The sequence below is a fragment of the Paenibacillus sp. MMS20-IR301 genome, from assembly GCF_032302195.1.
In the GTDB taxonomy this organism is placed as follows: domain Bacteria; phylum Bacillota; class Bacilli; order Paenibacillales; family Paenibacillaceae; genus Paenibacillus_AQ.
In genome coordinates this window covers 258,569-279,662 of sequence record NZ_CP135275.1, presented here as the reverse complement: position 1 = coordinate 279,662, position 21,094 = coordinate 258,569, and the positions used below count along the sequence as shown (strand labels likewise).

The following is a 21,094-nucleotide window of genomic DNA, read 5'->3' as shown; positions in this document are numbered from 1 at the left end:
TTAAGGCTGAAGCGGCACTGTGACTTCAAGATCCTGCAGGTAAGTCCGTTCTCCCTGGTTATGGATACCCGGCAGAAGGTTGCCGTTGCTGTCCTTCTTTTGCCCGACAATGCTGAAATCATCGTTCTTAACGGTTAGCGTAAACGGCTTAATGGTTACCGACTTTGTTGTAGCGGCAAACGCGGCATACAGCTCGTTGACCTGATCCGCTGCTTGCGGTTTGCTGTTATAATAGCCGAAGATATTCGGGTCAAGGGAATTCCCCTCATCATCTACAAGCTCGTAATACACTTTGCTGGCGCTATATTCACCCGTTTGCTCTGTAGAGTGCGGAACCTCGCCCTGACTGTGCAATATTAAACGGGTGGACACCGGAGTGACCAGCAGCTCATCGACTGTATAACTAAATGCTCCATCCGACTTGGTAATATCCGGCTTAACTACGATTGCGTTATCAACCAGCTTCACAGGTACGTTGAATTCAAAGACTTCATCCGCCTGCTTCATTTTAGCCTGAATGGTCAGAGCGAACTCATCAGGCAAATCGAGGCCATGTGTCAGCTCGGCTTGGTAAGTATTCGCATGATAAGGTACATCGCCCATCATCCCTTTGGTGAATTTAATTGCCTGTCCGTCTGCCAAGAATACCGGAGGTTCAATTAAAGACCCTAAACTGCTTTCGGAAAGATCCAGTGCACCTTCATACTCCAGCAGGAAGGACAGCCGTGTCCCGTCATAGAGCAGATTGGTCAGCTTCAATGTATTTCCGCCGTGGGTCACGCTTTGCGCAGGCTCCGATAATATTCCCTGGGCAATTGCCTGATCAACCGACTCTGGGCTTGTACCTTGATAAATAAGGCCGATGCCCGGGATTTTCTTCAGCGTGTCCGCCATAGCCGGTGATACGAAACCAGCAACGATCGTACCTGCACCAAGCACCGCGGCAACGGCGGCTGCAATAGCTGTCTTTTTGAAAATACTCGGTTTGGCTTTTGAAGTTCTCATGGTTCTGCTGTTCATCCCGTTCTCCCCGTTCTCCCCGATCTTATTCATAATGTGAGTGCTCAATTCCCGCTTAGGCACAATAGACTCACGGATCCGTTGTTCGATAATATCCATTTCAATATGTTTTGTTTGCCCCGGATATTGTCCCATTAACCTTCGCTCCTTTTTGGCGTACGCGCTCTATCAGCTTTTTGCGCAGCCGTTCATATTTTTTGCGGACTGTTGCTGCCCCGATCCCCATAATCCCGCCGATTTCCTCAAAGGTGTACTGCTCTACAGCTTTTAGAAGCAGGATATGCCGTTCTTCTGTGGTCAGATAGGTCATTAGCTCGTGTGTAACCGTATCGGTTATCGGAACCTGCTGCTGCCTCTGCTGATCCTTGTAATGCTCAATCAGCCTGAGCCAGCGGCCTTCTTTTTTCTTCATATTTATCAAATGATGATAGGCCAGCTTGTAAAGCCAGGCCGAAAAGGAAGTGCTGCTGCTGTAGCGGTGAAGATTAGCATAGGCACGGATAAAGATCTCCTGTACGGCATCTTCTGTTTCTGTATGATTCTTGAGAATATAGAAACAGTAAGTATAGATCTGCCGTTCAAACTGCTTAATTATAATCTCGTAGGGCTGCTTGTTGCCTGCCTTCACTGCTTCTACAGCCTGCTCAATTATCAGCTTCCTTTCGTCCGCTTCCCCGGGGACGGTTGAGTGCAAGCTTCTCACCTCCTATGGATTGATACCTATATAACAAGCTAAGAGCATCGTTTCGTGACATGAATTTAAAAGCCGCTTTATGCTGGTTGGTAATCATAGTACAATAGGCATATTATTTCATTATCTGTGGAAGTGGTGTCGAATCCTAATGTTTAGGTTTATGATTGCAAACTTCGCGCTTTTGACTGCGTTTCTCTTTCTCTTCAATCTGCTGTTCCGCCGTTATTTAAGAAAGCCGACCCGCCCCCTGCAATTTAAGCTGCTGATTGGAATACTGCATGGCCTGTGTGCCCTTTTCCTATTGATGTTTAGCTTCAAGATTAATCCCAGTACCATGATCGACTTCAGGCATATTATTGTGATTTGCTCCGCCTATTTTGGCGGCTTGCCGGCTTCTTTGCTGACTGCGCTGTTTGTTGTCATTGGCAGAATAACCATATTTGGTCAGCTTACTCCCACAGCTGTCGTAGCATGTATCAGTATAATATCAGCAGGAATCGGCAGCGGTTTGATTATGCAGTATGTAGACCAGTATTGGCGCCGCTGGCTGCTTTCACTGCTCCTGAGCTTAACGCTTATTACCTTCATGTCACTGCTGATGGGACCTAATCTGAGAACAATTCCTTATCTGGACCTTGTTTCTTACCTTGCGTTTATTGGTTCCGGCGGGCTATTCTCCGCCAGGCTAATCGCTTTCTTCACTTATTCGAATCAGCTTGCGCATGAGCTGGAGATCAGTGAGCGGAGATACCGTTCCCTCCACATGCTGCAAGAAGCTATTTTCCAGTCCTCGGTAGGCACGGTAATTACCGCCTTTGATTCTGGAGGAACTATCACTCATATTAACAAAGCCGCGGAGACAGTGCTCGGTTATCAGACGGAAGACTTGATCGGACGGGAAACCCCCATGATTTTTCATGATCCGGAGGAGATTGCCGGTTATGCCGGCGAGCTGTCTGTCCTCCATAATAAACCCTTCCAAGGACTTGATGTATTCAGGCACTGTGCAATGGAGGAGCCTCCGGAAGGACGGGAATGGTCTTACATCCGCAAAGACGGCTCCCGCTTGACGGTCTTGCTTATCGTTACACCGCTTTGGCTGGACGGAGAAATTACCGGATTCATAGGTACGGCTACTGATATTACAGAAAGAAAAAAGATGGAAAATACCCTGCAGCAGCTGTCCCTGATGGACGGGCTCACAAATATTGCCAACCGCCGTTATTTCGATGAAACACTGGCAAAGGAATGGGGAAGGGCGAAACGCAGCGGCAATCCGAACGGGCTGTCACTGATCATGTTTGATATTGATAATTTCAAGGCCTATAACGATACTTATGGACATCAGGCCGGTGATGAATGCTTGCGCAGAGTCTCACTTCTCGGCAAACAAATTTTGGGCCGCACCTCGGATATGATCGCCCGTTACGGGGGTGAAGAATTCGCAATCATCCTGCCGGATACTAATATCACGGGGGCACTGGGACTGGCTGAAAAGCTCCGGTCGGCTGTTGAGCAGGCAGGAATCCCCCATGAAGGCTCTGACATTAGCAGTGTCATTACCATCAGCATCGGAGTTGCGAATGGTCTGCCCTCTGCCGGTATCCTTCCGGAGCAGCTGATTGCTGAGGCGGATCAGGCGCTTTACGCTTCCAAAGCGGGCGGCCGCAACAAAGTGAATCATTATGAGACACTGATTTCCCATTCACTGCCGGATCAGTAATAAGGCTGCATTAAATAACCCGCCGGGCAATTTGCCTGACGGGTTATTTAAAGTAGAAATGCTGGCAGGTAACGTTCCGGTGCTTCCCCTCACTTAACGGAGCGGCTTATTCATTATATTACGGGCATGTTTCCCGATTATAATATTCGGTTCTGCAAGCTGGAACGCACTGCCGTTCACGGTGACATTCTCAAATACAATATGCTCAACAACCCTTGTATGATCATAGCCCTCAATATGGGAAGGGTTCAGGCAGGTACCGTTATAATGAATGTTCCTGAAAGTGACCTGTTCGATCCGCCGGCCGGGCACCGGATTATATTTCTCATTCTGCAGCACCCGCAGATTGAACAATTCTCCAAGTTCGAAGGCTTCAATCCGGATATCCTCATACACTACATTACGCACTGTATTATTATCTCCGGCATTAATCGCCAGACAGCCCCAGTAATCCGGCTGCGGCTCATGATGCTCCAGAATATCGATATCGGTGAATGAGATATTCTCGATTACATCCCCCTCTCCGTCATAATCGCCATGCGTCCCGATATTGACCGGATGGGCCACATCCGCCCACAGGATAATGCCGCTGGCCGATACTTCCCGCGTATCGCCGCGGAACTCCCCGCGCGAAGCATATACCGCTATGCAGTCATCTGAGGTGCGGAGGAACCCTCCTTCGATGGTGACCCCTTTGCAGGCCATCATATCTATTCCGTCGCACCAGCCGCGTGTACTGAATGATTTCAGATTGCGGATCAGAATATGCTCAGACTGGCCGAGCAGAACGGTGTAGTGCGGCGGGTCAATGACCGTAATCCCATCAAGCTGAATATTACGGGAGTATTTTATTTCAAATCCGCGGTAGAAAGTATTTTTCTCGAACTCTGTCATATAGAGAATGCCATTACCTTTGACAGCCACATCGTGAACTGCATTACACACAAAGCCCCCATATAACACAGCGCCGCCAGGCAAGTATATGGTGGTACACGATGGAAGATGAAGCTGCGGATGGCTGAGCCGGTGAATTCCGGGGCTAAAGACAACTGTCCGCATCGCGTCCGGATCCGCAGGTTGCTCCAGTTGCTGCTGCAGTTCCTCCGTGTTATGCAGTCCCGGCTCCAGTACCACAATCTCACTGCCGCAGGCAGCCGGCAGCGGCTCTTCAAGCGGATTCGCAAAAATATGCAGGTTATGAAACCGGTCGCCGTTAATTTCAACCGACAGCAGCTTAGGCCCGTCTATAGTGAAATAGATGCAGCGTCCGCTGAGCTCACCGGTTAAACCGGCGGACAGCGGACGGATTACGGCTTCATGAACCGCTGCGGAGTGATGTTCGATTTCGATTATAACGGTTCCGGCGCAATTGAACTGGACCATCGATGCATCGCGCACATTATGCATGTCCACCTTCACATTGTAGCTGAACAGCGGCTCCCACCCGCCTTCGGGCGTCCGGACACGGACAGAGAAATCGGAGTTGCGTACAGCACCCTCAGGTGCGGAATAGACCTGTATCAGGTTCTTTTTGTTCATAATTTCCACTCCTGCCCTGTAATAATGAAACCGGCCATGTGCAGCCATGTTGCCATGTCTGCACAGCCGGTTCCCGAATTAATAGCTATAGTATTACTTGCTGCGCTCCTCATATATCTTCTGGGCTTCGTCCAGCTCCGCTTGTCCGCCTGATTTCAGCCACTGGGCTTTGAAGTCATCAAAGGCCTTGTCCGTATCCGCTTCACCGGTAATGGCTTTAATATAATATTGGGTCTGAAGCGTACTCAGAATCGTCTCATACTGCGCTTTGGTGGTCATAACCGTTGACTGCATCAAGTCTGTCAGTACGGTAAGCCCGTCAATTTTGGTGTACTTGTCGCGGAAGGCAATTTTGTCCGCAGAGAAATGATATTTTGTCATCGCCTCCACCTTGCCGCCCAGCGGATTATAGAAGCCTACGCCCAGTGCCGCAAGTGTCTCCGCAGGATCTTCAACAGCAACAGCCAAATCACCTTCGAGGTTATACGTTACGCCTTCTTTACCGAAGGTTGAGGTCAGATAACCTTCCTTATCCGTTGCGACATATTCCAGGATCTCCAGAATTTTCTGCCGCTTCTTATCATCCTTCTCCAGCTGGACACCGAAGAAGATCGGAGGCTGCAGGGCGCCGTTCGAGAAAGCATATTGTTTGCCGTCCGGTCCGGTAAGCGGAGAACCCGGCACCAGTTCAATCCCTTTATCTGCCGATACCTGTCCGAAGTAGCCGTCTTTATAGAGGTGATGCCACATGCCGGTATCGAACATGCCGGTCCGCAGGCTGATGAACTTGTTCTGAATTGAACCGTTATCATCGGTTACAAATTCCGGATCAATGATTCCCGCTTTGAACCATTTGCTCAGCAGGGCCAGACCTGCTCTGGCTTCTTCCGTAATCGCGCCGTATTCCACTTTCCCCTCTGCGTTTAACTTGAACTGGAACGGGTTAACTCCGTAGGCTGCAAAGATGGGATTGAACATTTGCATTTGCGCATCCTTACCCCGGCCGGACATCCCGTAGGTATCCTTCTTGCCGTTGCCGTCCGGGTCGCTGTTCGTGAACTTGGTCAATACATCCTCCAGTTCAGCCAGATCCTTAGGGGCCTCACTATAGCCAATCGCCTTCAGCCATTGTCCGTTATAGGCAGGCATGAAGCCGGTGCTGCCGTTGGACCAGACCTTCGGGACTCCCCAGTTCTTACCGTTATAATTGCCGGCATCCCATGCCTTGGGATCAATACTCTCTACATCTGCCACATATTTGGGCATATAGGTCTTAATATCCTCTACCGGAATGCTGGCGATTACGCCCTGATCAGCCCATTGCACCATATCCCCGACGGTTCCGTCGACAGCCAGGACATCCGGTATATTGCCGGAGGCCAGCATGACTCCAAGCTGCTCCTTCCAGGTCGCGATTTCAAATTTCACATTTTTAATTTTGACATTGAATTTCTGCTCAATGAATTTCTGCACATAATTATTGTCGGCTTCCGGTGCGTTCCAGTTGTTCGCCCATGTAATCTCAAGCGGTGCTTCTGCTTCCGGCTGCGTTTCGGCCGGAGTGTTGGATGAAGAAGCCTTATTATTCCCGTTGTTACTGCAGCCGGCTGCAAGTAAAGATACAGACAGCAGCACTGCTGCCATGCCGGTCAACCAAGATTTAGTTTTCATTTTTCTATTATCCTCCCTTTTTTCCTTTGGTGCTTGTTTATTTAAACAACCCTGCCTGTAAGGCAGACTTGGTTAAATCCTGTTAACCTTTGAGCGAGCCTACCATCGTACCTTTAACGAAATATTTTTGCAGGAACGGATAGACAATGATAATCGGCAGAGCTGTAAACATCAGCGTAGCTGCCTTGATGGGCTCCTGATAGCCGAGTGCGGTATTGGTTGTGCCGGAGGCATACATGGACAGATCCTCTCCCGTAATGACGACCCTCCGTAAAAAGGTGGTCAGCACTTGCTTGTTAGGGTCCTGGATATAGAGCACAGCATCAAACCAGGCATTCCAGTGCCCGACCGCCGACCATAGAGAGAGTGTAGCCAGAACCGGCAGGGACAAAGGCAATACAATCTGAAACAGAATCCGCAGGTCGTTGGCCCCGTCAATTTTGGCTGAATCCTCCAGCTCATCCGGGATCGCCTGAAAGAAATTGCGCAGGATTAGCATGGAAAAGGTGCTGACCAGCCCCGGCAATATGTATACCGCCCGGGTATCCAGCAGCCCGAGGTTCTTGATGAGGAAATAAGTTGGAATCAGGCCGCCGCCGAAGAACATCGTAAATACAATCAGCAGCGTAAAGATATTGCGGTGAGGCAAATACCTTCTTGACAGCGGGTAGGCGCCCATCGACATAAACAGAACGGAACATACGGTACCGACGACGGTTCTGAAGAGGGTATTGCCGAATCCGATCCAGATATCATTTTTCCCGAGGACCCGCTCCCAGGCATATAAGGAGACCTGCTTAGGATACAGATGGATGCCCAGTCTTAACGACTCCGCAGGGGTACTGAACGAAATCGACAGCATATGAACAAATGGATATAACATGATCACACAGAGGATCACCATGAACGTAATCAGAAAAATTTGAAATAACATATTCCCTTTGCCTAGTCTCACTGCTTGGTGCTCCTTTCAATTTAGAATAATCCGTCCTGCCCCAGCTTCTTCGAGATATAGTTGGTGAACAGCACCAGCATGAAGGCTATCACATTCTTGAATAATCCCACCGCAGTAGTCAGACTGAATTGAAAATTCTGCAAGCCGACCCGGTAGACATAGGTATCCAGAATATCAGCCACTTCATAGGTCGCAGGCGAGTACAGGTTCAGAATCTGGTCAAAGCCGGCATCCAGAATTCCGCCCATCCGCAAAATCAGCATCAGCACAATAACCGGGAGTATAGACGGCAGAGTGATCCTGAGCGTCTGCTTCCACCGGTTCGCCCCGTCCATAACAGCAGCCTCATACAGATCAGGGGAAATGCCCGTCAGCGCGGCCAGATAGATAATGGTTCCCCAGCCTACTTCCTTCCAGATCGCCGAGGTTACCAGCGTAAACCGGAAATAATTAGGATCACCCAGAAAATAGATCGGCTCGAGTCCGACCAGGGTAATCAGATAGTTCACCACACCGGTCGACGGAGAGAGCAGGGTGATCAGAATCCCGCCCAGAATGACCCAGGAGAAGAAATGGGGCAGATAGGTGAGGGACTGAGCCACTTTTTTAAATTTGGACGACCGGATCTCATTGATCATGAGCGCTAGGATAATGGGGGCGGGAAAGCCGAACACAATATGATAGATACTGATAACAAGCGTATTCCCCAGAATCTTGAAGAAATCAGGTGATTGCAGAAACAGAAATTTGAAATGCTTGAGTCCGGCCCACGGGCTGCCCCAGATTCCGTCCATGATCCGAAAATCCTTAAAGGCCAGCTGTATCCCATACAAAGGGGAATAGGCGAATACGGCATACCAGATTAGCACCGGTGTAAGCAGCAGAAAGAGATACCTGCATTTTTTGTATTCTTTCCATACTGCTGCGATCTTTGATGTGCTCCTTCCGGTCCGGGCTTTCCCCTCCGGAGTGACAAGCGAGGTCATTACCATTGCTCCTTTCCAAAATAAACAAAATCAGGTTGTGTACAGTCTGCCGTTCACAAATGTAAGTTTAGGTTCGTGGAAGCGCTTTTTCCAGTTCAAGATCATTCAAATTGTTATACTTTCTTTCGATTTCTGCTCTGTATAAGTGCAATTCTTTAAGGGGTTATTTGCTTTGGCCGGATTAACACGAAAAAATCCGCCCTCCGGCGAATTTGCGGGTTGCCATGCGTTAGCAGAGCCGTTATTTTCTTTTTTTGCAGTATGTCTCTGATCATTAGCAGCTGCTGCTCCCAATGCTGGCGTCTGCCTCATCTCTAAGGAGATAAGTGGAAAAATGCATCTTAATTTTGCTGTTTATGTCTCCCCGGGGCCCTTAGGTGGATAAACGTATCTTAATTCCGCACATTTCTCTCCCCCGGGTCTGTTCCCATAATATTAAGTGCTCTTTTTACACTTACTGTTTGATATTGCCTCATTCGGTCTTTATTAAGTGTAGAATATCCATCTATTGTTCTGCTGCCGCAAGTTCCCCGCTCCTGGAAGTCGAAGAAAAGACCTTGAAGGAAACCATCTCCCTCAAGGTCCGACTGATACAATTTAGTTTCTAACTATGGAGCTACCAATTCGACTTTAATCCGGTCAGAGTCTTTGAAATAGAGGGCATAGTGATGTGGACCTCCGGCAAACGGGTGCCGGTCTTCATAAGCCCAAAGGAATCCCTCCTTAGAATGGGATTTGTCAAAACATGTTGTCTATCATAATTTAGGTCATTCAAAAAGAAAAGCAGATGGATTTGTTACAAAGGCAACAAACCCATCCGCTTAATATAATTCATTACTCCCGCAGCTTACTGGTTAGCCAGGATATCCGCTAGAAGCTTCTCCGCTCCGTTAAAGATAGAATAGCTGTAGCCCCAGAACTGGTTGAAGTCGATCTGATAGATCGCCTTATTCTTGACCGCATTCAGGCTTTGCAGGGAAGAATCGGCATAGAATGCCTTCAGTGTCTCTTCAGGAGCAACGCCTCCGGTGTACACAGAGAGCAGCAGGACATCCGGGTTGGTTGCCAGCAGCTGTTCTTTGCTGATATCGCCTGTAACATCGCCGAAGCTGTTAGTGAGACCCAGCAAACCAAGCACATCGCCGGCAAAAGTATCAATGTTGCCGCTATAAATGGCAATTGCCCCGTTTCCTCCGTCAGATACATAAGCAAATGTCTTCGCTTTGCTGGCTGCAGAACCCTCTTGAAGCGTCTGCGCACGCTGCTTCAGTTCACTGATATAAGCTGCAGCATTCTCCTGCACATCAAAGATTTGGCCGAGCTGCTCAATATCCTTGTACAGACTGTCCAGAGTAGCTCCCTTAACGCTGGTATTCTGCAGGTATGTTCTGATCCCCAGCCCGTTCAAGCCCTCAACGGTTCCAACGCCCCAGTCAGCATCGGCAAACAGGTCGGCGCGTCCCAGCACCAGATCCGGGCTTGCCCCGACCACCAGCTCTTTGCTGGCATAGTTCTCGGAGATTACAGGAATGTTCTTGAACTCTCCCTGGACATCCGGATCACCTGCACCATACAGCGCGGCAACCCCTGCCATTTTATCCGTCAAGCCCAGTTTAATCAGCAGCTCAGCTGCTCCCTGGGTATTGGCTACGACTTTTTCAGGCGCCTTGTCAAAAATCTGCGCTTTGGCCTTCCATTCAGTGCCTTCCCCGCTGTTCGTGTAATTCTCAATGGTGAGCGGGTATATGGTCTTCGTGCTTGGCACAGCAGTTGCTTCCGCAACGGATTCAGCGCTGTTTGCAGGGGCCTCTGTGGCCGCAGCCGCATTCTTATTCTGTGTGTTCGACGAACAAGCGGAGAGTATTGCCGTTAGCAGCAGGACTGCCAGCAGCGGTGCATATCTTTTGAATATTCTCATCATCTCTAGCCCCTTTTCTGTATATACATTCACAATCGTAGAATATAGAATGCATAGCCTTCTGTCAATGATAATAATTCTCATTGACAACGATTCTCAATGTGGGCTATATTCTAAATTAAAACTAATTATCTTAAAGGAGTCTTTATGAATGCCATACAAACTGAGGCAGCTGCACAATCAGAGCCTAAGCAATCGATAATTCACAGCCGGTACGGCTTTATGGCCGTTACCCTCATCTTATTGATTATTATGATTCTCTCGGCAGGCGCTGCCGTCTCGTTCGGACAAGTAGATATCCCTGTGTCACAGTCTTACCGGATTCTCCTCCATCAGATTACAGGTATTCAAATAGGTGATATTCAGGATCTGACCTCCGGTTCTTTCGTAGATATTATCTGGAAGATCCGTTTCCCTCGGGTGCTTATGGCAATGTTCATCGGCGCAGGCCTTACCCTCTGTGGGACGATTATGCAGGCTGCGGTACAGAACCCGTTAGCTGACCCATACATACTAGGTATCTCTTCAGGCGGCTCGCTCGGTGCAACGTTCGCCATTCTCGTCGGCTTTGGCTCAATGGGGCTGCTCGGGCAGACAGGCGTAGCCTTCTGGGCATTTGCCGGTGCCGTCGGCGCTTCGCTGCTTGTCCTGCTTCTGGCCAACGCCGGCGGCAAAATGACCTCCGTCAAGCTGGTGCTGGCCGGTATGGTCATTAACGCTTTATGCACCGCCTTTGCTAACTTCATTGTCTACTTTGCCAACAACGCCGAGGGTATTAAGACGGTTACCTTCTGGACAATGGGCAGCCTCGCTGCTTCGAGCTGGGATAAGCTGCCGCTGATCGCATTCGCCGTTATGCTTGCCACTGTATTTTTCCTGATGCAGTTCCGCATTCTGAACGCTATGCTGCTTGGCGACGAAGCTGCAGTTACACTCGGTGTGTCCTTAGGCCTCTATCGTAAAACCTACATGATCATCACCGCACTGATTACCGGCATCATGGTGGCAAGCTGCGGTATGATCGGTTTCGTAGGCCTGATTATTCCCCATCTGGTACGGGGGCTGGCCGGCTCTGACCACCGCAGGCTCCTGCCAGCAGCGGTACTGTTCGGCGCCATATTCCTGATCTGGACGGATGTCATTGCCCGGACCATTGTTCCGAATGTAGAGCTTCCGATCGGAATCATCACCGCCTTAATCGGCGCGCCGATGTTCATGTACATGCTGGTCAAAAAAGGCTACGCGTTTGGAGGGAAATCCTAATGAACTTAACTGTTGATCATCTGGCCGTCTCTTTGTCTAATGTGAATATTGTAAAAGATGTATCGCTCAAGGTCCGGAACAAGCAATTTGTCGGCCTGATCGGTCCGAACGGCTGCGGCAAATCGACGCTGCTAAAGAGCATCTATAAGGTGATTAAGCCCCGGCAGGGCGATGTCTTCCTCTCAGATCTGGACGTGGTGAAGTCAAGCCCTAGGCTGGTTGCCCAAAAGCTGGGTGTGGTCGGCCAGTTCAACGAACTGAGCTTCGACTTCACTGTCCGCGAAATGGTCGCAATGGGCCGGACCCCGCACAAAAAACTGCTCGACAATGACAACCGAGCGGACACAGAGATCGTCGCAGGTGCACTGCGTAAGGTCAATCTGGAGAGTCACGCCGACCGGAGCTATAACTCACTCTCCGGAGGAGAGAAGCAGCGTGTGATCCTCGCCCGCGTCCTGGCCCAGCAGCCGGAATTCATGATTCTTGATGAACCGACCAACCATCTGGATATCAAATACCAGCTGCAGATTCTTAACATTGTGAGAAAACTGGATATCGGTATCCTCGCCGCGCTCCATGACCTTACCCTGGCCGCCGAATACTGCGATTATCTGTATGTTATGAAGCAGGGACAGGTGGCCGCCAGCGGCAAACCGGAGGATATTCTGACCAAGGAACTGATCGGTCAAGTCTTTGATGTTGTCTGTGAGACTTACCGCAACCCGGTCACCGGAGCGCTTGGCATTGCTTATCTGGAGACGAGGTAACCGCTCAGTTCTCCAATGCGAGCCAGTCCCCATGCTCCTTATGCGATTTCCGGTATTGCACAGGGGTAACCCCGTACCGTGCTTTGAACTTACTATGGAAGTATTGCGGATTGCGGTAGCCTACCTGCTCAGCGATGGCTGCAATGGACAGCCGGGAATCAGCAATCAGCAGCTCGGCCGCCTTCTCCAGCCTTAGCTTCGTTACATATTCAGTGAACGGGCTTTTTGTGGCCTCACTGAACAGGCTGGAGATATAAGCCGGTGCCAGTAAGACCTCCCGGGACAGAATCTGCAAGGATAAGTCTTCATGCAGATGGTCCGATATATAAGCCTTAATTGTACGGATCACCTCCGCATGGGCATGATTGCCTTCAACATTCATCCGCTCGGCAATGTCTGCACACAGCGTCCGGATGCTGGACATCGTCCCGTGAAGCGTATCCTTCTTCAGTTCGTCAAACAGATTGGAATACGGAAGCAGCTGCGGCAATTTCAGCTCAATTACACACTGGTACAGCTGGGCGATCAGCTGAAACACAGCCAGCTCAGCGGCATCAATCTGTACCTCCTCCTTATGCAATGCGGAAACAAAGCCATCCAGGAACTCATTTACCCCTTTAAGGTCGCCGGCCTTCAAGGCATTGCGGTAATGCTCGAAGTTGAAGAGGATCGGCTCCGCACTCAGGGAGTGGATCTTATCATAAGTAATTACCGTATGTTTGCCGTAGATGAAATGATACCGGCCGGCCTGCTGCGCGGTCTGGTAGGAACCCGGGATCTCTTCAGCCGTTTGTACCGGCCGGCCAATGGCTGCCTGAAATATAAGCCCCTCACCGGAATTCCGCTGCAAACTCTGCAGATCGCTTACCAGAACGGACAGACCGCAATCCTGACTTTCTTCCAAATAGTACAGAATGACCGCTTCTCTGGCGTTGATAGTGAAGAATTCTCCCGGAAGCGTGCTGCAGAGCTCATATCTGGCTTTCAGTCCCTCCGATTCTCCTTCGGTAAGCTGAAGATAGGCTGCGCAGTACGCAGTATCGGGCAGTACAAGGTCCGGCTGCTCCTCATTCTGGCCAACCCCGAGCAGCAGATTGATGATCTCATTCTTCCTGGCCTGCGACTCCAGATCCACGATCTTATCCTTCATAAGGGATAAGGTATCTCCGATAATCTTATACTCATTCCCCCGGGAATGCGGAGAATGAGCCGGCTGGTAGCTGCCGATTCTGGCCATCAGCTGTTTAATAGGAACATAGAGCTGTTTGGAGAATAAGAAAGAGATCATCAGCCCAAACAGAATGATGACGGCCGAGGCTGTGAACAGCCCCGTTTTCAAATGATAAGTAAAGAGTTCAACGGTGCTTGTCGGACGGTATGTGGCATAGGTCCACCCATGAGCCGAATGAACAGACGGAAGCTGGGACAGAACTCCCGGCACCCCGCCTTCCTTAATCCTCTTCTCCTGCATGGACCCTGATCCAAGTGCCTCCTGCAAAAGCTCATCGATCCTGCTGTTCTCCCCGCCCGCTGCAAACAGCACATGATTGGCGCCGTCTAATACCAGCAGCTTATCCTGCGGCGAGCTGAGCATCGGAGCCACAATCGTCTGCAAATAGTGCACGCCTACATCAACTATGAAATACCCCGCTGCCTTCACGCTTGGCAATTGATAAGGAAGCTTAATCACGTAGCTGAGGACCTGTTCACCGTCTGCGTTAGTCCGGACCGCCCATTTTTTCAGGGGTGATTGCGGGATTGCCCAGTAATACTCCGCCTCCGGTGAGTTGGCAGTGTTCATATAGAATTTATCCGCATCGATCACATAATCATTACCTGGGAAATATACCGCTACATTGGTGACACCCGCATTTTCAATTTTGAAAAATCCCAAGTCATTATTAAAGGAAGCCACCCGGCTCAGTTTTCCTTTCCAGCCGCCATACAGCAGCTGGCTCAGGTTAGCATTGCTTTGAATAAAATTGATGGATAGAGCCTTATTCTGCAAATTATCCTCATATTTTTTGAGCAGCGTTTGTTCAATGAAGGTCTGAACGGCGTTTAGCCTGGTAATGCTGTCCTTGGCAATTTCCTGATCCATCATCCGGTTGGCCTGGGTATACCAATAGCCGCCCATTGCACTGATCAGCACGACAGAAAGAATAGTATAGGATAAAACCAGGTGATTGAATATGGTTTTTTTATAACCGTATTTGTTCATGCTGCCCCTCTTTTCTCTGTGGATAACGCTTTCACAATCACTCATTAAGCAGGCATGGCTTGCTGTACTAATAATGATACCTGATTATTTTGCTTTCTTACTATTATAATATCTTTCGATTTATTCATTTTATTTGCGATTGAGGCTCCTTCTCCTTGGAAAATGCCTTCCCTTTACCCCGCAGCTTCGCTATCAGCCAGTATACTGCAGGAATCAGTTGCATACTCAGCGCATAGGTAGGCCAGAACACCGTCATGAAATACAGCAGCTCCGACACATTATCGGCAAAATGAATGGAATACCCTACGGCGATGGCAGTAATGGCAAAAGACAGCGGCTTATGATCATGCAGCGCAAACAATCTGGTTAGACTGATTACGGCTGCATAGAGAAGGACGCTGATTTTTATAATCACCGCAGGAATGTATAGAATAGTCAGGAACGGGTCTAAAGTTTCAATGAAATCGGCGATTCTTAGCGTTCTTACATATTCCATTACCGGATATGACATGTTACCGGCAAGCTCAGGCCCAAAGGCAAGCAGGCTGGGAATCAGATAGGACAAAATCAGCGTAAGGGCGAAGCACACTCCCCAGAACACCATCCGTCCTGTTTTGATATGTTCTTTAAAATGCGGGTAGATAAACAGAATCACAAACGCATCACCAAACCACGGAGTCGCCTGATAGGTTCCTGCGGCTGTACGCACAATATCAAAGTTCGTAACAAAGGCGTGAACCATCGGCAGTTGAAGCTCGATCCCGAGCAGCAGTGGAGTAAGTCCAACGATGATGATCAGATTCACAAAAAAGATCACCTCGGAGATTCTGGCAACCGCTTCAATCCCGGCACGCACGGTAAGGGCAACGGCAAGGCCGAGCAGAATGGCAATTACAGTCTCCGGTGTAGTCGGCAAATGATTCACCATCAGGAAATCCTCAATATTGCGCAAGCCCATAGCCGCACGGTGAATCAGATAAGCGGCTAGGAGCAGCATCACTGGAATATGCACCCATTTGCCGACAATTTCGCGCCCGAAAACAGCAAAATATTCACCCGGATTATTCCGTGCCAGAGACGCGCTAAACAGAATAATCACGAAGCCGCAGGCTCCGCCAAGACACATGGAAATCACTGCGCTGTAGGATGCCGTCTTGGAAATCGGAGCCATCAAAAAAGCCGCCGTCTCGGAATATAAAAAAATAGTGATCATCATAACTAATTGCGATGCAGATATACGATTCACCTTAAGCCACTCCTCCGCTCATCTCCGCAAGACGGCTTGAATCAGCCGGTTCGGATTGATTGCCTGCTCAAGCCCGATCGCCATTAAATTGTATACGAGGGAAACACACAGTACAGCATAGACAATGACATAAGTACGCATTTTCCGCCCATGCCGCATAAGATAGATCCCCTCCAGCAAGCCGATCAACAGAAAGATTATGCACGCTGCAAACACAACATCATCCCTTGCTATTTTTTTCTGCTCCAAGCAGACGTATAACCGACTTGGTCTCGACGATAAGCTTCACCCGTTCCTTATAGATGCTGCTCCAGTCCCCGTTCATCCTCTGCCATTCCTTAGGGTAATACCAGGCTATGTAAGAGCCGAATTGAAAAGCATCCGCCCCTGCTGTCCGCGTGGTAGAGAATGCCAGCTGAATGCGTTCAGCAATCTCCTCACTGAGCAGCATCTCAAGCCGCTTCATCATTTCCGGGTCAGTATAATCTATAGCGGAATTGGAAGAGTCTATCACACTTTCGATATCCAGCTTTTGCGTGAAAATAATTTCATCGTCTTTAATATGCGGGATGATCTTCGACTTTGCTTCGATAACGAGGCAGCTGATCAGCTCCCCGTCTGTAGGCGAATTGAAGGTGATAATCGCATCCTTGATATTTCCCCGGAGCCACATGGCACCTCTGGTCTTATAGATATCCATTGTTTCCTTCAGCACGTTGTCCTGAAACAAGGCAGCGCCCAGAACCTTAATCTGATTCCCCAGCTTCTTATCCGGATTGCTTCCGACAAAGGCCAGAATCATCCCTTTGCCATACTCCTGGGCAATCAGAAAATGCTTCACACTGCCCGTGATAATTTTCTTGCGCGTGACCAGCTCCCGGAAAATTTCGCTTGGGAATTTTTCAATTTGCGTGGGAAAGTCAGCAACATCCCTGGCTTTGCCTTCCGCAACAAGCATGTAGGTTTTTAACGGAATACTCGATTTACGGTTTACAAAATCAAATACCCGCTCCACACCATGCCGGGCATACCGTTCCCCCACCACAATGATCTTCACCTGTCCCCAGAAAATTTCCCGCGAGATATTGGTCTGGATATTGCGGTAGGCATCGGATAAATTCTTCCCTTCTCCGCTTATGGTAGAGTACGGAGCCGCCTGGCTGGGCGATTCCCCCCCGGATTGGGAGGAGATTTGATTCGGCTTGGCGTACCCCAGCGTCATTTGGATCCTGTCGTTCTCCGTCTGGTCTATAAACAGGGCAACAACCAGCAGACGGTCATTAATCTCGATTCTTGACCAGCAGCCAGTGAGGACCTGAGCTTGTACAGTCAGCAGCAGGACCAAGAGAATTCCTCTTTTTCTGACGGATTTGGAGCTCAATCCCGCTCATCCCCTTCTTGATGCAGTAAATTTCTCAAACGGCGTGTAGGCTCAACCCCATACACAGACGGGCGGGTTTTCATCAACCTCCAGGGTACGCGAATCAAGGTGTCCTTGATATCCTTCCATTTGAACGGGGCAATCGGAGCCATGTAAGGCACGCCAAAGGAAGTAAGCACCACCAAATGCAGAAGAACCAGATAGATTCCGATGGACAGCCCCAGAAGTCCGAAGCTGCCGGCGAGAATCATGATCGGGAAACGGATCAGGCGCAGCGTTAATCCCAGGCTGTAGCTGGGCACAATGAACGAAGAAATCCCTGTCAGTGAAACAATGATGACCATAGGTGATGAGACAATTCCCGCACGCACTGCCGCCTCTCCGATAACAAGCGTCCCCAGAATAGATACTGCCTGACCGATGGCGGAGGGAATGCGGATACTGGCCTCCCGCAAGCCTTCGAATGTGATCTCCATAATAAGCGCTTCAAACAGTGCAGGGAACGGAACCGGCTCACGGGCAGCCGCAATACTGAACAGCAGGCTGGCCGGAATCATCTCCGGGTGGTAGGTAGTTAAGGCAATGTAGAACGACGGTGCCAGCAAGGAGATGAACATGAATAATCCCCTGATCCAGCGAATCCATGTAGAGGCATAGGAGCGCTGGTAATAATCTTCGGGAGATTGAAAGAATACCGGGAAAGTGACCGGAGCGATTAAGGCAATCGGCGTCCCGTCGGTAAATATAATCACCCTGCCTTCGAGCAGTGCGGCAGCAGCCGTGTCCGGACGTTCCGTATTCTGAATCTGCGGAAAAGGAGAGTAAGGATGGTCTTCAATAAACTCTTCCAGATAGCTGCTTTCCAGTACTCCGTCGATTTTTATATCCGCGAGCCGGTGGTTTACTTCTTCCACAAGCTCCGGCCTGCAGATGCCCTCCATATAAATGACAAGCACCTCGGTCTTCGTGTGCTTCCCGATACGGGTGCTTTGAATCTTCAGCTCCGGGCTTTTGATCCGCCGCCGCAGCATGGTTACATTCGTGCGGATTTCCTCCACGAAGGCTTCGCGCGATCCCCGGATCACCACCTCGTTCTGCGCCTCGCTGACCGCCCGCTTCTCAAACTTCGCGAACGGATAACAGATCATCCGGGCATCCCCGTCTATAATCAGCAGTACCGCTCCTTCAAGCACATACCGCAAGGCCACTTCCGGATCCACGCTTAATTGGCAGGCACTGATCAACAGCCGGCTGAAATCCACTGCCGGAGCTTCGCCGAGCAGCTCTCTGTCTTCTTCCCGGCTGATCGGTTCAATCAGATTCTCCTGTATGAGTTCAGGATCCACCATCCCGCCGATAAACACCAGGCCGTACCTCTGTCCCCCGGCCCCATGGAACGAACGGAATACCGCATCCACACAATTGTCCAGCCTGCCCTGGAACCAGGCCAGCCGCTGGTCAAGCCCGGTTCCAAGCTCCGGTGCGTTGCCCTCTGGACTTTGTGGAACCCTGCCGCTGCTCCCTTTGCTTCTGCGAAAAAATGAGAACATTGAACACCGGCTCCCTCTTCAGAAAATTCAGCACCCATATTATCCGCCATTTCCCAGTCAACTATACGAAAAGAACGGCTGGGCACACGTCTAATGACGCATATCCAGCCGTTCTTCGCAGGAGAGGCTTCTAGAAGCCTAAGGAGTCATGAAGACAACCTCATAGTCGGAAAAGCCCTCCATCCAGCTCACGATGGTCTTCGGCAGCTTGGTTGTACCCGGCACATTGGTATAGAACCGGACAAGGGTCGGAGCGATACCTTCCTGTTCGTTCTCGTCATCCGAGTCGAGCACGGCTGCCCAATAGCGGCCCTTCGCATCATGCATGATGATCGCTTCGGTAATGGTGAATAACCCCCGTACACCGCCCGAAACTACCATTGCCCCCAGATTATCCAGATCCTCCGGCTCATTCAGCAGCTGCATGCTGTACAGGAACAAATCATAATCATCTCCAGTAACTTTACGGAAGGCTTTATCCTCCGCAGCTGTCTTGAAGACTCCTGTGTCCTTCAGTGTGTAAATAACATCCTTGGGCGAGCCCTTCGTATACTCTCCGGTGTAGGTCACATTAGCTCCGGCAGAGTATACCGGTGCCGGGCTGGTTACGTACAGCTTGCCGCTTAGCAGATAGAAAAAGACGACTGAACCGTCCTCTTCCTTATATACAGCCATCCGTTTGCGGACCACGGCCGATTCCTCGCCCAGGCTGCCGGAATGGGCTCCATTGAACGCATCCACCGTGAAGGTCAGCTTGTCACTCTTGACGTTGCTGAATTCAGCATATGCCCCGTAGAAGGGTGAACCGCTCGGCATATACCACTCCCCGCTCCACTCTGCAGCCGCAGGAACCTTAACTGCAGCAGCAGCCTTGGCAGTCAGCACCTCCACCGGCAGCTGGCGCGTACCGTCGGGATTGCTCCATACCCCGTTGAAGCCGGTGCCGGAGATCCACCAGCCCTCGAAATAGCCGGTTTTTTTGCCTTTGGCATCATATTCGTACATATTAACCTGTTTGCCGCTGACATCGCCTGCGAGCTTGATCGCCGTTTTGTACTTATCATAATAATAGCTTCCGGTCAGCTTCCCGCTGCCGTCAATCTTAAGTGACATATGAATCGGCAGATTCCCGTTAATCGCGCCTGTCAGTGCCACCAGCCCGTTCGTCGCCGGACTCTGCGTTGCCGCTGCCACTTGGACCGGAGCAGCCTTGTCTTGTACCGGTCCGGCATTAGCCGCCGGTGGAATGAATAGTGCGGGCAGCAGCAGCGCTACAGCCAGTATCATGCTTATTTTACGTATCATCGAGTATCCTCCCTTTCACAGCCTTCATAAGCAAATAAGTTGCATCACATGCCATTTATTACCCTATTGTTGGGTAATGACACCCTGACAATTCACCTGATGCCCCCTGATCATTTTGCTACCTGCCGGATTTCATTTGGGCCATGGTCATAATATCCTGAATCTTGTTTGCCGTCTCCTCAACAAAACGGTCTACTTCAGCTTCTTTTATGTATACAGGATCGTATTCCATGGGCACCTCAGTGTTACAGTAAAAGCTAACAATATTCCGGACTTGCTTAAACGTTTGGCCTTCAGGAAAAAAAGGCAGGTACTCCGGATAATGCTGAATATACTGAAAATCAGTCCAAAACATATGATCACTATGCAGCTTCAAATATTTAAAATCCAGCCAGTACCAGTCTCTTTTAACAAGGGAATTATATTCGGAAGTACCTATCATAGCTTGATGCACTTGCTCCTGCTGCTTAAGCCTGGTGAGCTTGACCCACTCCACATCAGTAATAAGGTGACAATAATATCCCAGACAATAGGAACCTTCATTAGTAATCATATCAAGATCATTCAATTCATATTGCTCTGAGAAATGCTCCGGCCGAATTCCATTGCCATCTTTAAAGTGTGTGATACGTTTGGGCGGATTAAGCTTTCCTTCTTCGTCAGCTAACCCGCAGTCAGGGCCAATGTTACCAACCAGAAAATCAGCCCTGGATACCGGAAGCCCCCTCTTTATTAACTCTTCAGCAATTCTAAAATGAGTAACCCATGTCGCCATTCTTCGCCCTCCTTGAACTGAATCCAGACTCTCACTAATACAAAAACATAGAACTATACTCTATATTTTCGGCTGAAGGA

Annotated in this window: 18 protein-coding genes; 3 read left to right on the top strand and 15 right to left on the bottom strand. The window is 49.7% G+C overall.

Annotated features, from left to right (window positions below; genetic code table 11):
• Together LOS79_RS01225 and LOS79_RS01220 are read right to left on the bottom strand one after the other, a co-directional pair.
• Entirely contained in the window at positions 1–1,155 is a 1,155-nt protein-coding gene (locus LOS79_RS01225) for a DUF4179 domain-containing protein (RefSeq protein ID WP_315415684.1), read from the bottom strand.
• Positions 1,121–1,714 carry an RNA polymerase sigma factor gene (locus LOS79_RS01220; RefSeq protein ID WP_315415682.1) on the bottom strand — a complete coding sequence of 198 codons (594 nt, stop codon included), beginning with the start codon at positions 1,712–1,714 and terminating at the stop codon, positions 1,121–1,123. Before LOS79_RS01220 ends, LOS79_RS01225 begins: the two co-directional genes overlap by 35 nt.
• A gap of 160 nt (positions 1,715–1,874) precedes the next feature.
• On the opposite strand from LOS79_RS01220, the gene LOS79_RS01215 reads away from it, so the two are divergent.
• Positions 1,875–3,437 carry a diguanylate cyclase gene (locus LOS79_RS01215; protein WP_315415681.1) on the top strand — a complete coding sequence of 521 codons (1,563 nt, stop codon included), beginning with the start codon at positions 1,875–1,877 and terminating at the stop codon, positions 3,435–3,437.
• A 93-nt stretch (positions 3,438–3,530) separates the two neighbouring features.
• On the opposite strand, the gene LOS79_RS01210 is transcribed toward LOS79_RS01215, so the two are convergent.
• From LOS79_RS01210 to LOS79_RS01185, 6 genes are all read right to left on the bottom strand, one after another.
• A complete protein-coding gene (locus LOS79_RS01210) occupies positions 3,531–4,976 on the bottom strand; it encodes a glycosyl hydrolase family 28 protein (RefSeq protein WP_315415678.1) in 1,446 nt (481 codons plus the stop codon).
• A 93-nt stretch (positions 4,977–5,069) separates the two neighbouring features.
• A complete protein-coding gene (locus LOS79_RS01205; RefSeq protein WP_315415677.1) occupies positions 5,070–6,647 on the bottom strand; it encodes an extracellular solute-binding protein in 1,578 nt (525 codons plus the stop codon).
• 82 nt (positions 6,648–6,729) lie between these two features.
• Positions 6,730–7,602, bottom strand: a complete 873-nt coding sequence (locus tag LOS79_RS01200; protein WP_315415676.1) for a carbohydrate ABC transporter permease — start codon at positions 7,600–7,602, stop codon at positions 6,730–6,732.
• Positions 7,603–7,622: 20 nt separating this feature from the next.
• Positions 7,623–8,588, bottom strand: a complete 966-nt coding sequence (locus tag LOS79_RS01195) for an ABC transporter permease (protein WP_315415675.1) — start codon at positions 8,586–8,588, stop codon at positions 7,623–7,625.
• Positions 8,589–8,693: 105 nt separating this feature from the next.
• A complete protein-coding gene (locus LOS79_RS01190; protein WP_315415673.1) occupies positions 8,694–8,882 on the bottom strand; it encodes a hypothetical protein in 189 nt (62 codons plus the stop codon).
• Between the two features lie 553 nt (positions 8,883–9,435).
• On the bottom strand, positions 9,436–10,509 hold the full coding sequence (locus LOS79_RS01185; protein ID WP_315415672.1) for an ABC transporter substrate-binding protein: 1,074 nt from the start codon (positions 10,507–10,509) through the stop codon (positions 9,436–9,438).
• 219 nt (positions 10,510–10,728) lie between these two features.
• On the opposite strand from LOS79_RS01185, the gene LOS79_RS01180 reads away from it, so the two are divergent.
• Both LOS79_RS01180 and LOS79_RS01175 read left to right on the top strand, forming a co-directional pair.
• Positions 10,729–11,769, top strand: a complete 1,041-nt coding sequence (locus LOS79_RS01180) for a FecCD family ABC transporter permease (RefSeq protein WP_315421915.1) — start codon at positions 10,729–10,731, stop codon at positions 11,767–11,769.
• Positions 11,769–12,536, top strand: coding sequence for an ABC transporter ATP-binding protein (locus LOS79_RS01175; RefSeq protein WP_315415671.1), 768 nt, complete (start codon positions 11,769–11,771; stop codon positions 12,534–12,536). The genes LOS79_RS01180 and LOS79_RS01175 overlap by 1 nt, the downstream gene beginning before the upstream one ends.
• Before the next feature lie 4 nt (positions 12,537–12,540).
• Here LOS79_RS01175 and LOS79_RS01170 read toward each other — a convergent pair whose 3' ends face one another.
• From LOS79_RS01170 to LOS79_RS01140, 7 genes are all read right to left on the bottom strand, one after another.
• Complete coding sequence (locus LOS79_RS01170; protein WP_315415670.1) at positions 12,541–14,757, bottom strand: helix-turn-helix domain-containing protein; 2,217 nt, start codon at positions 14,755–14,757, stop codon at positions 12,541–12,543.
• 124 nt (positions 14,758–14,881) lie between these two features.
• The gene (locus LOS79_RS01165) at positions 14,882–16,003 is read right to left on the bottom strand and encodes a GerAB/ArcD/ProY family transporter (protein ID WP_315415669.1); all 1,122 of its coding nucleotides are present in this window, start codon (positions 16,001–16,003) and stop codon (positions 14,882–14,884) included.
• 18 nt (positions 16,004–16,021) lie between these two features.
• Positions 16,022–16,192, bottom strand: a complete 171-nt coding sequence (locus tag LOS79_RS01160) for a hypothetical protein (RefSeq protein WP_315415667.1) — start codon at positions 16,190–16,192, stop codon at positions 16,022–16,024.
• 31 nt (positions 16,193–16,223) lie between these two features.
• Positions 16,224–17,384: a Ger(x)C family spore germination protein gene (locus LOS79_RS01155; RefSeq protein ID WP_315415665.1), complete on the bottom strand. Its 1,161-nt coding sequence runs from the start codon at positions 17,382–17,384 to the stop codon at positions 16,224–16,226.
• On the bottom strand, positions 17,381–18,934 hold the full coding sequence (locus tag LOS79_RS01150; protein ID WP_315415664.1) for a spore germination protein: 1,554 nt from the start codon (positions 18,932–18,934) through the stop codon (positions 17,381–17,383). The genes LOS79_RS01155 and LOS79_RS01150 overlap by 4 nt, the downstream gene beginning before the upstream one ends.
• A 138-nt stretch (positions 18,935–19,072) precedes the next feature.
• Positions 19,073–20,239, bottom strand: coding sequence for a hypothetical protein (locus tag LOS79_RS01145; protein ID WP_315415662.1), 1,167 nt, complete (start codon positions 20,237–20,239; stop codon positions 19,073–19,075).
• 118 nt (positions 20,240–20,357) lie between these two features.
• Positions 20,358–21,014: a hypothetical protein gene (locus LOS79_RS01140; protein ID WP_315415661.1), complete on the bottom strand. Its 657-nt coding sequence runs from the start codon at positions 21,012–21,014 to the stop codon at positions 20,358–20,360.
• Positions 21,015–21,094 lie beyond the last annotated feature (80 nt).